We start from the raw sequence: 14,841 nt of genomic DNA on the forward strand, positions 1-14,841 counted from the left end.
AACCTTTAAGTTGAGGTCGTTTTTTTTTTAGGCTTCTGAATTGATTTTTTCAAAATTTTATATGGAAAACAGCTATTGCTTCTAGGGATCTTACTCACCTGATTTTGTTATATTCGCAAATGAGTTCCAGTAATATTTATAGGGGCTTATTTTACATTATAGTGTTTCAACAAGGATCAAATTAACGCAGCGCCAATGCTTTCCGAAATTAAAAAATATAAGCCCAAAAACCATATTAGAATTGTTACTGCAGCTTCCCTGTTTGATGGGCATGATGCAGCGATAAATATCATGAGGAGGATTATTCAGTCAGTTGGCTGTGAAGTCATCCACCTTGGTCATAACCGTTCAGTCCAAGAAATTGTAGAATGTGCCATTCAGGAAGATGTACAGGCCATAGCTATCACCTCTTATCAGGGAGGGCATATAGAGTTTTTTAAATATATGTATGATTTGCTAAAGGAAAAGAAGGCAAAACACATTAAGATTTTTGGTGGAGGAGGCGGAACCATTCTTCCAGAGGAAATAAAGGAGCTTCATGAATATGGTATTTGTAGGATTTATTCTCCAGATGATGGCAGGGAAATGGGACTTCAGGGCATGATCAATGACTTGGTTGAGCAATGTGACTTTTCTTTGGGCAAGGATTTGGTTCCAGATATAAAATTGGACAAAAAGTTTCCTCGTGACCTAGCAAAGCACATTTCAGCTGCAGAGAATTTCCCAGAGGAAAATGCAGAAATGCTAAAGAGGATAAGAAAAGATAGCAAGGAGACAGCGGTTCCTGTGTTAGGAATTACAGGCACAGGAGGGGCTGGTAAGTCATCTCTCGTGGATGAATTGGCAAGAAGGTTTTTAAGAGATTTTGATGATAAATATTTGGCGATAATATCAGTCGATCCATCCAAAAGAAAGACTGGAGGGGCATTGTTGGGTGACAGAATTCGAATGAATGCTATCAACGACCCAAGAGTTTATATGCGCTCACTGGCTACTCGCCAGGCCAATTTGGCACTTTCGAAACATGTCAATGATGCTGTTAATATGGCCAAGCTTGCAGGTTTTGATCTGGTGATTTTGGAAACTTCAGGTATCGGGCAGTCTGATACTGAGATCACTGAGCATGCAGATCTTTCCTTGTATGTAATGACACCTGAATATGGAGCCGCCACTCAGTTGGAAAAGATTGATATGCTTGACTTTGCAGACTTAATTGCCTTGAATAAGTTCGATAAAAAAGGTGCTTTGGATGCTTTGAGGGATGTGAAAAAGCAATATCAAAGGAATCATGAGCTTTGGGATGTCAAGGAGCATGAACTTCCTGTTTATGGTACCATCGCCTCCCAGTTCAATGACCCGGGAATGAATACCTTGTATTTCAGGATTATGGCTGAGCTTGGTAAAAAGTATGCAGGTTCCTTCGATTTGAAAAGTGAATCCCATAAAGGTGAATCTGAAAAACTGTATATCATTCCTCCATCGAGAAGTAGGTATTTGGCTGAAATAGTAGAAAATAACAAGGCATACGACAGATGGGTGGGGCAGCAGCAAGAAATAGCCCAAAGACTGTATGGACTTAGAAAATCCATTCAAACCTTAGAAGATATTGAATTAAGCGAAAATGCTCAAATAAAATCAGGTCTACAAAAGGCCTATGAGCAGGTGGAATTGGATTTGGATCCCAAAAACAAGCAATGGTTGGCTGCTTGGCCTGAAACAAAAAAGAAATACGAAGCTGATTTTTTCACCTTTAAGGTCAGGGATAAGGAAATTAATATTAAAACTTCTTCCCGGTCATTATCTGGAACACAGGTTCCAAAGATTTCTTTACCCAAATATGAAGCTTGGGGAGATATACTGAAATGGGGCTTGACGGAAAATGTTCCAGGTGCTTTTCCATTTACGGCAGGAGTCTTCCCCTTCAAAAGGGAAGGAGAAGATCCTACGAGAATGTTTGCAGGTGAGGGTGGGCCAGAAAGAACGAATAAGCGCTTTCATTATGTGTCTAAGGACATGCCCGCTAAGCGGCTGTCCACGGCCTTTGATTCGGTGACTTTGTATGGGGAGGATCCGGATTATCGTCCAGATATTTATGGGAAAATTGGTAACTCTGGAGTGAATATCTGCTGTCTTGATGATATGAAAAAGCTCTACTCGGGTTTTGATCTTGCCAGTTCACTGACTTCAGTTTCTATGACTATTAATGGTCCAGCAGCTACAATGACAGCATTTTTTATGAACGCGGCCATTGACCAGCAGTGTGAGCTTTACATCAAGGAGAATGGACTGGAAGAAGAGGTCAATAAAAAGATAGATGAGCTATATCAAGAGAAAGGTGTGGAGCGGCCGAGTTATTTTGGAGAGCTGCCTGAAGGCCACGATGGATTGGGCTTAATGCTATTAGGGGTGACAGGAGATCAGGTGCTGCCCAAAAAGGTATATGATGATATTAAAGCCAGTACTTTGACCAAAGTAAGGGGGACGGTTCAGGCAGATATTCTAAAAGAGGATCAGGCACAGAATACCTGTATTTTTTCTACAGAATTTTCTTTGAGATTGATGGGAGATGTACAGCAGTATTTTATTGATCATGGGGTGAGGAATTTTTATTCTGTTTCCATATCGGGCTATCATATTGCTGAAGCAGGGGCTAATCCAATTACCCAATTGGCATTGACATTATCCAATGGCTTTACCTATGTAGAGTATTATGTGTCGAGAGGTATGGATATCAATATGTTTGCTCCCAACCTTTCGTTCTTTTTTTCAAATGGTATTGATCCTGAATATGCAGTGATTGGAAGGGTAGCAAGGAGGATTTGGGCTAAGGCCATGAAAATGAAATATGGAGCCAATGAGCGGTCCCAGATGTTGAAATACCATATACAAACATCCGGAAGGTCTTTGCATGCTCAAGAGATTGATTTTAATGATATCAGGACTACACTTCAGGCTTTATATGCAATCTATGATAATTGCAACTCTTTGCATACCAATGCGTATGATGAAGCAATCACCACGCCAACGGAGTCATCAGTAAGAAGGGCAATGGCCATTCAGCTTATAATCAATAGGGAGCTGGGCTTGACCAAAAATGAAAATCCATTACAAGGTTCGTTTATTATAGAAGAGTTGACGGATTTAGTGGAGGAAGCAGTTTATCTCGAGTTTGAAAAGATTTCCGAACGTGGAGGAGTTTTAGGAGCCATGGAGACCATGTACCAAAGAGGTAAAATTCAGGAAGAAAGTATGCATTACGAAACCCTCAAGCATACAGGAGAATATCCGATAATCGGGGTAAATACCTTCTTATCTTCTCAAGGTTCTCCGACAGTTACTCCTGGAGAAGTGATCAGGGCTGATAAGGTAGAAAAGGAAAGTCAGATAAAAGAACTGCGAAATCTTCATTTAAAATACCGATCTTTGTCGGCTGAATTGATCAGTGAACTAAAAAATGCAGCCCTGAAAAATGAAAACATCTTTGAGCAATTGATGGAAGCAGGTAAGCATTGCTCATTAGGTCAAATTACCCATGCGTTATATGAAGTGGGAGGGCAATATCGAAGAAATATGTGATCAAGGGAATTAGATGATTTGATCAAATAAGAATAAAAGGACCAATAATTTTAAAAGGAATAAATTTAATATCATGGCGAAGAGAAATGTGACCGTTACAATGAAAGGGGATTATGAATATGAAGCTGTTAATCCTCAAGGAAACAAAGTACAGATCGATATGTTTGATCCAGAAAAGAAGCAACATCAATCTCCAATGGACTTGGTATTGTCTGCGGTAGCTAGCTGTGCTTCTGTTGATGCGGTACTGATGATGAAGAAAAAGAGAAAGACGGTAGCTGATTTTAAAGTGGAAACCGAAGGAGACAGAAATGATGGCGTGCCAGCATTTTATAAGACCATACATATGAATTTTATCCTTACTTCGCCGGATGCGACGGAAGAAGAGTTTGCCAAAGTGGTAAAGTTATCTGTGGATAAGTATTGCTCGGTTTCAGCCTCATTGAACGCTGAGATTAGTTATAGCTCTGAAGTGAAGCGACCATGAGAGTATTAAAAGAATTTACTGAAAAAGACATCCGGATTTCTGTTTTTTCCTGGAATAATAAGTATCTCATTAAATATGAACAAGGATTGATCGAACAAACCTTTAAAGTAAATGAGATGGACATTCTGGAAGAAAGTGATTTGGATGCCTTTTTTACTGCCGATTTCTTGGCAGATGTACAAAAAAGATTTGATGAGATGCATCAAACACTTAGAAATCAAATTGAAAATATTTAAATTATCTCAAATTTAAATATTCATAGATGAAATATAGATTTTTTTCATTGATATGGGGTCTAATAGCTTTTTTTTGCGGTTGTTCTGAAGAAAAAAGTGAGGTTCATCCTAGGGAATTTGAGCTGTTGGATTCCATTGTATATAGGATTGAGTCTCAATTATATCCCCTGGAAGAGAATATAGATGAACTATCTGCCTATGCGGAGTACTTGTTTGCACATAAAGAGCAATTTGCACTTGAGGCCCATAAAGAGCAGTATAAGGAGACAGATCAGGGGGTCATATTCAGGGAAGGTGGAAAAGGGGATGTCAGTAGTGTTTTTGTCAGTAATATCAGTCCAGATAAGCCTTCAGTAATCAATCAAGTTTATTATACAGAGGCCTTGGATTCTGCTTTTTCCCAAGTCCTAGTGGATTTGCCATTGGTTAGCCAGGTTTACTTTAATACTAGGCTACAAATGTGCCGTATTTATCCGCAGCTTGATGTTTTGAGCGTATTTGAAGATGATTTGGACCTTACAAAATTCAATTTTTATTTTATGGCTGATGAAGTCAGGAATCCTGAAAAAAAGAGGAAATGGCTTGAGGATATTTATGTTGATCCCGCAGGAAGAGGATGGATACTGTCATTGATCCACCCTGTTTACCATAATCAGGAACTTCAGGGTGTGATAGGCTTAGATGTTACAGTAAATGACCTAATTAGTGAATTTTTAAGTTATAAAGATAAGAAGCTAGTCTTAGTGGACGAATCAGGTAATGTGGTAGCAGGTACTTCAGATGCAATAGAGATTTTGAAATTACCGCCTTTAAGGAATCATGCCTACGTAGAAACCATAAATTCTAATAATTTCCGAAAGGAAGATTATAATTTATTTAAGTCCAAGAGTAAGGAAGTGAGGAAAATGATTTCAAAATTTATCCTTGAAAAGGATAATAAGTTTATATTGGGTGGGGAGTATAGTACAAAAAATTATAAGGCACTATGTAGACCATTGGATTTGATAGAATGGTATTTGATTGATATTGGAGGGTAGCACTTAGAAAATGTTAAATAAGACTAAACAGCATAAATTTCAATTATTTACATGGATGTCCATGGGGTCCATTGTGATTATTCTTTTTTTGGCCTATTTTTTTTATAGTGCTCTTTCCAAAAACCTAATAGGAAACAGTCGGCAGTTTTTAAGTAAGCAGGTAGAAATAGCCTCCAATGAATCTCAGCGAAGGTTCAATAATTTATTTGAAGATCTTACTTTTTTCACCAAAAATCTGGAGAGTTATTCAGACCTGGAATCTGATGACAAAAAGCAAGCACTTGAAGGAAGAATTAGACGTCTTCTTAGTTCTTACGGGACCTTGGTGGATACTTTATTCATAGTAGAACCGAGTAATTCAAAAGGCTATTTGGTCAAGAGAAATAATTATTTTCAAGAAATCGAAGTTTCTCCAAATAAAGAATTTACAGGATTGGACAGGTATTTGACCATAAAAAGTCATGATAGGAATTTTAAGGTTGTGGTATCATTAAATGTAGGCGCATTTTTAGCAGATTTTGCGGCCAATCACTATCTCGGAGATGGAGGGTATAAATTTTATTTTCAAGGTGATAAACCCATGGTTATAAGTCCTGATTTAGAGGAGGGAGAATTTATTTCTTTTTATCCAAGTCTAAAAAGGGAAATCGACAATGAAATAAGGGGCGGTTTAAAAGGAGTTTATGAAGGTGAACTGATTCATAATACTGCAGATGGTAAACTAATTAATGCAATAGTAGCCCAATACCCTTTCAATCTTCACCCACTTAGATCCAATTATGCCTTTGTATTTGTTAGGGATAGGGAGGTGGTAGTTGCTAAGGTTTTCAATACCTATATGTTGCTTTTAGTAGGGCTTTTCATCCTGTTATTGTTTATCATTTACTTTATGATAAAACACTTCCGTAGTATTAATGTTAATAATCATAAACTGCAGAAAAAATCTAATGAGATCAATAGGCTTTTTGATCAACAAACATTGCTGTTACAAGGAACGAAAGGCTTCGTATATTTTCATGATGCAAAAGGGAATGTTACCAATGTTAGCGATAATATTGTAGATGTTTTGGGTTACGAGAAAGAAGAGTTCCTCAAAAATAATAGAGATTATTTACTGTCTGACGAATTGAAGGAGGTTAGAGGTCGTGTAAGAAAAGCCATCGAAAACCGAGAAGAGTATTTCGAGTTTGAGATGAATAATATCAAGAAGGATGGATCCAGAATTAGGGTGAAATGCTTTGAAAGGATGTTTTATGATGACGAGGGGAAATTTACGAATAGTGTAGGGATAAGTACTGATATTCATGAAAAACACCTGGCAGAACAAGAACTGATTAAAAGTGAAAATAGGCTTAGGGCAGTATTAAATAGTTTGCCAGATATCATTTTTATATATGATAATGAGGGGAAATTTATCGATTATTATGTGCAGTCACCTGAGTTGTTATTGATGGATCCTAAAGATGCTTTAGGGAAGTATATAAGTGATGTAATGCCTTATCCTTTGAACGAAAGGTTGATGGTTGCTTTCGATAGGGCTTTGGATACAGGGCGGCTTCAGACAGAGGAGATGAGTTTGGATATTCTTGGTAAAAAAAGATTTTTTCAGGTTAGAATCTTTAAGCTGGATGATAAAAGGATGATTTCTGTATCAAGGGATATTACAGAACAGAAACTCTGGGAAAACGGCTTGAAGGAAGCCAAGGAGATGGCCGAGGGTGCTAATAGAGCAAAATCAGAATTTTTGGCTAGTATGAGCCATGAAATCAGGACTCCTATGAATGGACTATTGGGAATGATAGGGCTATTGGAAGGAACAACGTTAAATGAGGAACAGGAGCAGTATGTGAAGGTAATAAAGGATTCAGGTGAATCACTTTTGGTGATCATAAGGGATATTCTGGATTATTCTAAAATTGAAGAGGGTAAGCTCGAGCTTGACTTGATAGATTTTAATATAGTTGAGGAAATTTATAAAGTGACAAATATCTTTTCAGGATTGATGTCTGCAAAAGAACTTAAATTTGATTTGCAAATCGCTGATGATGTGCCCAGATGGATGACCTTGGACAAGGAAAAACTCAAACAGATCTTGTTCAATATAATTGGAAATGCCATTAAATTTACCCCTACTGGAGGGGGGGTCAGTCTTAGGGTTAAAGGTGAGCCTGTTATGGATAAAAGTTTTATGATTTCTTTTTTGATCAAAGATACAGGGATAGGAATTCCGAAAGATAGAATTGAAAAACTTATTCATCCTTTTACTCAGGCGGGGCATGGTAATTCTGGAGAAAAGAGTGGTTCAGGACTTGGTTTGGCCATTGCAAATAAATTAATTGAGTTAATGGGAGGAAGCTTGGAAATAGAAAGTGAGCCAGGACAGGGGGCTGAATTTTCTTTTTCTGTTTTTGGCAGGATAGCAGCACCTAAAGCAGGAGAAGCATTCTTAAGTTCCGATCAATCCCAGGGGGAAAATGTCATTAATAAAATATCAGATAGGTATCCGCTATCCATATTACTGGTGGAGGATAATGAGATCAACCTTAAGTTTATGACACTTCTGATGAAGCAGTTGGGGTATTTTGTGGATACGGCTCATAATGGGGAAGAGGCCATTAGCGCAGTGGGAAAAAAGGATTATGATCTGATTTTTATGGATTACCAAATGCCTTTTATGAATGGGGTCGAAGCTTCAAAAGCGATTAAGTCACTAAATAGGGGAAAGAATGTACGAATAATTGGGCTTTCTGCCAATGTGTTTAAGGAGGACATTGAAAGGGCTTTAATGTCCGGAATGGATGATTATTTGACCAAGCCCATAAAAATTCAAGAACTTGTGAATAAGATAAAGACTTCTTTCGAAATTATTTCATAAAAAAATCCGAAGCTTTAAAGCTTCGGATTTTTTTATGAAATAAAGTTGATGTTCTGCTTATAATTTGGTGTCTAAATCAAAGGATTCTAGGTAGTCTGCCACGCGCTTAACAAACATGCCTCCCAAAGAGCCATCAACTACTCTGTGATCATAGGAATGAGATAGGAACATTTTGTGTCTAACAGCAATTACATCACCTGTAGGGGTTTCTACCACAGCAGGTTTTTTAGTAATTGCTCCTACGGCCATGATGGCTACCTGAGGCTGCACAATAATCGGTGTGCCCATTACATTTCCAAATGACCCCACATTCGATAGGGTATAGGTTCCTCCTGACAAATCATCTGCACCTAGTTTATTATTTCTGGCACGATTAGCCAGGTCATTGATCTTTTTAGAAAGCCCCACCAAGTTGAGTTCATTGGCTTTTTTGATCACTGGGACGATCAGGTTGCCATTTGGTAAGGCCACCGCTATACCAATATTGATATCTTTTTTCTTTATAATCTTGGTGCCATCAACAGATATATTGATCATTGGGAAGTCCTGTATGGCTCTTGCAAGGGCATGAACAAAGAATGGAGTAAAAGTGATAGGCTCACCCTCTTTCTTTTTGTATTCATCTTTTATCTTGTTTCTCCAAAGTACAATATTGGTCACATCAGCTTCGACAAATGAGGTTACATGAGGAGAGATCCTCTTGGATTCCAGCATTCTTTCTGAAATCATTTTTCTCATTCTGTCCATTTCAATGATCTCATCTCCTGCACTGATACTAGGAGTAGGTGTGCCAGAAATAGATGGTGGAGCCTGTTGTGTACTGGTACTACGGTTTTTGAGATAGCCCAACATGTCATTTTTTGTCACCCTGCCATCTTTTCCTGTTCCTGGTACAGAAGAAAGCTCTTCTTTACTAATGTTTTCTTCCTTGGCAATACTAAGGACCAATGGAGAATAAAATCTATCATCGCTTATGCTGCTTGTTTGAGTACTATTGCCCATAATGGTGTCCGTTTGCGCCGGGGCTGCAGCCAAAAGTGCTTCTTTTTCCTCTGTTTTTTTAGCTTCGATGTGGTCAGTTTCAAATTCCTGTTCAGATTCTTCTACTTCACCTTCAATTTCAATGATGGCAATAGGGGCTCCCACAGCAACTACATCCCCTTCGTTGACGAGGATTTTCTTTAGTATGCCTGCATGAGATGAAGGGACTTCTGTATCCACTTTATCTGTAGCTACTTCCAAGACTGATTCATCCTGTTCAATAGAGTCTCCTTCGCTTTTTAGCCATGTAAGGATGGTGCCTTCAATAATACTTTCACCCATTTTGGGCATTACCATTTCTACAGTTGCCATGCTATATTTATTTAATTGGGCTATTTATCTAAATTTAAAATTATATTTTAATAATGTGTTTCCAAAATAGTTTTGTCAAAACTTATGATTGTTTTATTCTGAAATCACCTTTCTTAACAAACTCAATACTGCTACTGCAGAATATTGAATGTTCAATTCTCTATTATGTGTCAGTTGCAGTTTCTTGGTAACGGTGCCGCTATCACTGGCACAGGATATCCAAACAGTACCCACAGGTTTTTCCGGGCTTCCCCCTCCTGGACCGGCAATACCACTACTGGCCAATCCAAAGTCAGCGTTGAACTTTTTTCTGACCATTTCGGACATCTCAATAACGGTTTCTTGACTGACTGCCCCATGTGTTTCCAAAGTACTGTTTTTAACCCCTAATAAATCAGCCTTGAATTGATTGTGATAAGGAACTATGGCACCATTGAAATAATCACTGCTGCCCGCCACACTGGTAATCAAATGGGAAATATAACCTCCTGTGCAGCTCTCTGCCAAAGCTACAGTTTTGCCTTTGGTCTTCAAAAGTCTCCCTATGGCATTTTGCAGTTCATCCTGATCATAGCCGTATATATAGGATTGAATAATAGGAATTACCTTGTCTAATTGAAATTGGACATCCTGTTCCAATTGGTCAAGGCTAGTTCCAAAGGCAGTGAGCCTTAGTTTTACTTGTCCAAGAGATGGCAGATAAGCCAATTTTATATGTTCAGGTAAATTTTCTTCCCATTCATGGATTAAGTCAGCCAACCAACTTTCTCCAATACCAACTGTTTTGATGACTTTGTGGTATATGACTGGCAATGGAAAAATATTTTGGATCTTTGGTAGCACAAAGCTTTCCATCAAATGCTTCATTTCATGCGGAACGCCAGGCATGGACATCCAAACAGTGCCATTTTCTTCAAACCACATTCCCGGTGCGGTTCCTCGGTCATTTTTGATATAATGGCATTTACTAGGAAGGTGTCCTTGAAGCTCATTCAAAGGGGTAAGTTCTCGGCCTCTTTTAGAGAAGAAGTGACGTACATCCTCTATGGCCTTTTTGAATGGGATGACCTCACATTGGAAATATTTGGCCATCAAGGGCTTGGTAAGATCATCCTTGGTAGGACCTAGCCCGCCCGTGATTAAGACAATATCCGCTCTGTCGTCAGCACTTGAAAAGGCATTTAATATGTCTTTTTCATTATCCCCTACGGTAGTTTTGCGGACCACTCTTACACCTATTTTGTCTAACTCTTTACTGATCCAGTGGCTATTGGTATCTATGATCTGCCCATAAAGCAACTCATCACCAATAGCTATAATTTCTGCAGTTATTTCTTTCATAGGATACAATCAATCAGTTCATGCACGGTTATAGGTGATGAAACTAAAGTCATATTCATTTTTCTCATCTTTTTGATGAGTTTCTTTTTGGACGATCTTCCAGTTGTTGGGATCGATGTTGGGGAAATAAGTGTCTCCCTCTGGATGACAATCTACTTCGGTAATCAGTAATTCATCAGTAAGCGCTAAGGCTTGCTTATAAATCTCTCCACCACCGATGATAAATACTTTTTCCTGATGGTTCTTTTTCGCGAGCTCAAGTGCATCCTTTAGATTATGAACAATATGATGGCCTTCTGGAATGGTATAATCTTGGTTTCTGGTGATCACTACAGAGGTCCTGTTGGGTAAAGGTTTACCCATGGATTCGTAGGTTTTCCTGCCCATGATGATATAATGGCCTGTCGTGTGTTTTTTAAAATGCTTAAGATCAGCGGAAAGCTTCCAGATTAATTGGTTGTTCTTTCCGATAACATTGTTTTTAGCTTTGGCTACAATAATAGAAACTGTCAAAACCTTTGATTTTTTGGATTGCACAAGATACCAAGGTTTTTTGAAGCTTTAAAAAATGCCTCTCAAAAAGTTTGCTATTAAATAGATGATATTTGTTGCCAAATTTTGGTTTACTGAGCCTGCATGACATTGGGGTATTCAGCCATTTTAAAATCAAAGGCTTGAGAGTTGTTGATTTCCAGGGTTTTCATATTAGAAGTGCTCTTGTCGGTTTTTGAAGTATAGCTTGTCTCTAAGATATTCCCTTCAGGGAGTTTATTATATACTTTTGGATATTTATTTCTCATAGCTTGACTATTAAAGAAATTGGAATTGGAAAAAAATGAGGTGAACCCAGGAATAACTTCTTTACTTGCCCAAAAGCTAAAAGTACCTTCTTCATTCTCCCCTTGATATTCTTCACATTCGTAGCCTAGGATGTTTTTGGTATTCCCTGTCTTGTCAAATTCGAATTCCTCATCTTCCATTTTTTCCATATCATTTTGGGATGAGTTTTCCATCATTTTATTCCAATCCATTCCATAGGCCATACTAGTTTTTTCACCATCTTTGTTGTCCATAAACAATATGGTGGCTTTGTTTTTATGATCTAGGACCATAGCAATCTGATCGTTCTTTTTTTCAGGGTTTTCCATCTTCATTCCCCAATGCTCGGAATTATTGCTGTGCAGGAATCTTATCATTGAGGGATCAATCTCTTTACCTTTTTCATCAGTGCCGGTGATTTCCATATCAGTATAACCTTTGAATTGGTATTGATCTTCCGTATCCACGTTGAAGTTCATGCTTCCCATCATTTCTCCGAAATCTACTCCTGATCCCTCATATTCAGTGCTTGGTCCGAATACTTGTTCCATGAATTCCTCCATTTTTTTCTTGGAGGCATTTTCGACTTCTTGGTTTACCCGTTCTTCAACTGCATTCTCAGCTCCTTTTTGCACAGCTTTTTTTAACTTTTTGATAAACTGGGCATTGACCAAGGAAGGACTGATTATCAAACAAATAATAAAGGAGATTATTCTAACTGAATTTATCATAACAGGTATTTTTAGTCTATCATAAAAATACCCATAATTTCATTAAGTGTCTAAAAATGAAGAGGTATTGGCTGGGTAGGATAGTTGAACATGCTTTTGGGTGAGTAAGTAAAAGACTATGGTTAGAATATGAAAAAAAGCGGTGCTCCAGAGTTGAAACACCGCCTTTTAAAGGATTTAGTCTAAAATACTAAACTTAATTAGCTAGAATTTATGACCTCTTAAGAAATCTTCAATAGGCATTCTTTTTTTACCTTGCATCTGAATTTCACTGACCTCAAGGGCTCCCTCGGCAGTTTGAAAGCGCAAGTACTTTTTATTGTCAGTCTCCATTTCTCCTATGGATTTGCCTGCTAAGTCTTTCACTACTTCGCTGGAGTATATTTTACAGGTTTTGTCTTCAATTGTTGTCCAGGCAGCAGGATAGGGAGAGAGTCCACGGATTAAATTGTGGATGTCTTCTGCTCTTTGATTCCAGTTGATTTCACAAGTTTCCTTGAAAATTTTGGGGGCGTGGTGTAGGGCCTTACTTTCATCCTGTGCCATAGTTGCTACTTCTCCCTTGCTAACTTCTTCAATGGTCTTTAGTACCAATTTGCTCCCTCTTTTCATGAGCTTTTCATAAAGAGTGCCGATATTATCTTCTGGAAGAATGGCTTCCTTTTCCTGATAAATGATACTGCCAGTGTCTATCTCATGCTTTAAGAAGAAGGTTGTGACACCGGTTTCTTTTTCACCGTTAATGATGGCCCAGTTGATGGGAGCTGCACCGCGGTAATTTGGAAGTAGAGATGCGTGGAGATTAAAAGTCCCTCTTGGAGGCATGCTCCATACTGATTCAGGCAGCATTCTAAAGGCAACTACTACTTGTATATCGGCTTGGTAGCTTTTTAGCTCTTCCAGAAAATCCGATTTTTTTAAATTGGTAGGTTGTAGAACAGGGATGTTATGCTTCAAAGCAGCTTCTTTTACAGGGGAGGGGATAAGCTTCTGGCCCCTGCCTTTTGGCTTATCTGGAGCAGTAATCACTGCCACCACATTCCAACCGTTTTCTACTAAAATTTCTAAGGATGGCACGGCGAAATCAGGCGTGCCCATATAGATGATGCGAAGATCTTTATTCATTATGTTTTACTTTTCCTGCTTATTTATACAGTAGATATTTTTCTCTTTTGGCTTTATAGGCTTCCAAGCCTGACTGCCAGCTGGCCTTGATTTCTTCCTCCGATTTGCCGGCAAGGATGTCTTCTTTCAATTTGTCGGTTCCAGCTAGCTTGTCAAAGAAATTATTGAAGAATTTGGCTTTCAATCCTGATTTTTGGTACATCTCCAAAAGGTATTTCAAGGTGAACTGATGGGAAAGGGCGGTGTCCCTTAAGTCAGTGCCGTAGCATTTTTTATCCTCGTGTGGTGGATGCTTGCTCATGCCATCTATGCTTGTGGGTGTAAAAGTGAAATTCCCATATTTTGGATCGGGCGCACCATAAACTTGGAAGGGGAAATAGGTTCCTCTTCCCACACTAATATCTGTTCCCTCAAAAAAGCATAAGGAAGGATAAAGCCTGATAGAAACATCATTTGGAAGATTTGGGGATGGCTTGATAGGCAATGAATAGTGCATGCTGTGTTCCCAGTTCGCCACAGGAACAACTTTAATGTCCGCTTTTAGCCCCCCTTTTAACCAGCCTTCCCCATTAATCATTTGCGCAAGCTCTCCCATGGTCAGGCCATGCACAACGGGGATAGGGTGCATGCCTACAAAGCTTTTGAATTTTGGGTCCAAAACTGGGCCGTCAATATAATCACCGTTAGGGTTGGGACGGTCCATGATGATCAGTGGTTTGTTTTGTTCGGCGCATGCTTCCATGACATAATGCATCGTGCTGATATAGGTGTAGAACCTCAGGCCTACATCCTGGAAGTCAAATACAAGAATGTCCACATCATTCAAAACCTCGGGGGATGGTTTTTTATTGTTGCCATAAAGTGAGATTACAGGAATCCCCGTTTCCTCATCAATATCATTTTTTATATGTTCTCCAGCATCTGCTTTTCCGCGGAAACCATGTTCTGGTGCAAATATCTTTTGAACTTTAATGTCTTGGGACAATAGAAAGTCTGCCAAGTGTTGGTTGTCCTTTTGGGTCAATACACTGGTCTGGTTGGCCACTAAGCCAATACGTTTCCCCTTTAGCAAGGCCAAGTAGGCCTCAGGTTGGTCTGCGGCAGGTAAGATGACGGCTTTTACCTTTGCAGGTTCGGGCTGAATTTTCTCCTTCTCATTCGTTTGGTTTTTACAATATGCGAGGCTACCAACTAAAAAAGTCAATAGAAGTATTAATTTTAACTGCTTCATATTAATTTGCATTAGTATCTAAACAAAATA

The 14,841-nt window shown here is 38.7% G+C and carries 11 protein-coding genes; 5 read left to right on the forward strand and 6 right to left on the reverse strand.

All coding sequences use genetic code 11. The annotated features are described in order from the left end of the window. Window positions 1-195: 195 nt before the first annotated feature. From H7U17_RS09180 to H7U17_RS09200, 5 genes are all read left to right on the forward strand, one after another. Window positions 196-3,576: a methylmalonyl-CoA mutase family protein gene (locus H7U17_RS09180; protein WP_186756411.1), complete on the forward strand. Its 3,381-nt coding sequence runs from the start codon at window positions 196-198 to the stop codon at window positions 3,574-3,576. Between the two features lie 73 nt (window positions 3,577-3,649). Next, window positions 3,650-4,063 (forward strand): OsmC family protein, encoded by a 414-nt coding sequence (locus H7U17_RS09185; RefSeq protein WP_186756412.1) that lies wholly within the window; start codon window positions 3,650-3,652, stop codon window positions 4,061-4,063. Further along, complete coding sequence (locus H7U17_RS09190; protein ID WP_186756413.1) at window positions 4,060-4,299, forward strand: hypothetical protein; 240 nt, start codon at window positions 4,060-4,062, stop codon at window positions 4,297-4,299. The genes H7U17_RS09185 and H7U17_RS09190 overlap by 4 nt, the downstream gene beginning before the upstream one ends. Window positions 4,300-4,325: 26 nt before the next feature. Beyond that, window positions 4,326-5,336 (forward strand): cache domain-containing protein, encoded by a 1,011-nt coding sequence (locus H7U17_RS09195; protein WP_186756414.1) that lies wholly within the window; start codon window positions 4,326-4,328, stop codon window positions 5,334-5,336. A gap of 10 nt (window positions 5,337-5,346) precedes the next feature. Continuing rightward, window positions 5,347-8,211 (forward strand): PAS domain-containing hybrid sensor histidine kinase/response regulator, encoded by a 2,865-nt coding sequence (locus H7U17_RS09200; protein ID WP_186756415.1) that lies wholly within the window; start codon window positions 5,347-5,349, stop codon window positions 8,209-8,211. Between the two features lie 57 nt (window positions 8,212-8,268). Here the strand turns inward: H7U17_RS09200 and H7U17_RS09205 are convergent, their stop codons facing one another. The 6 genes from H7U17_RS09205 to H7U17_RS09230 form a co-directional block, all read right to left on the reverse strand. Further along, window positions 8,269-9,564 carry a dihydrolipoamide acetyltransferase family protein gene (locus H7U17_RS09205; RefSeq protein WP_186756416.1) on the reverse strand — a complete coding sequence of 432 codons (1,296 nt, stop codon included), beginning with the start codon at window positions 9,562-9,564 and terminating at the stop codon, window positions 8,269-8,271. A 93-nt stretch (window positions 9,565-9,657) separates the two neighbouring features. Further along, window positions 9,658-10,905, reverse strand: coding sequence for a competence/damage-inducible protein A (locus tag H7U17_RS09210; protein ID WP_186756417.1), 1,248 nt, complete (start codon window positions 10,903-10,905; stop codon window positions 9,658-9,660). A gap of 18 nt (window positions 10,906-10,923) precedes the next feature. Beyond that, window positions 10,924-11,442: a dihydrofolate reductase gene (locus tag H7U17_RS09215; protein ID WP_317172718.1), complete on the reverse strand. Its 519-nt coding sequence runs from the start codon at window positions 11,440-11,442 to the stop codon at window positions 10,924-10,926. An 86-nt stretch (window positions 11,443-11,528) separates the two neighbouring features. Continuing rightward, window positions 11,529-12,455 carry a DUF4412 domain-containing protein gene (locus tag H7U17_RS09220; RefSeq protein ID WP_186756418.1) on the reverse strand — a complete coding sequence of 309 codons (927 nt, stop codon included), beginning with the start codon at window positions 12,453-12,455 and terminating at the stop codon, window positions 11,529-11,531. Window positions 12,456-12,659: 204 nt separating this feature from the next. Then, window positions 12,660-13,580, reverse strand: a complete 921-nt coding sequence (gene fmt, locus H7U17_RS09225) for a methionyl-tRNA formyltransferase (protein WP_186756419.1) — start codon at window positions 13,578-13,580, stop codon at window positions 12,660-12,662. Window positions 13,581-13,599: 19 nt separating this feature from the next. After that, on the reverse strand, window positions 13,600-14,811 hold the full coding sequence (locus H7U17_RS09230; protein ID WP_186756420.1) for an exo-beta-N-acetylmuramidase NamZ family protein: 1,212 nt from the start codon (window positions 14,809-14,811) through the stop codon (window positions 13,600-13,602). Between the last annotated feature and the right edge of the window lie 30 nt (window positions 14,812-14,841).

Source organism: Echinicola salinicaeni, from assembly GCF_014280965.1.
GTDB lineage: Bacteria > Bacteroidota > Bacteroidia > Cytophagales > Cyclobacteriaceae > Echinicola > Echinicola salinicaeni.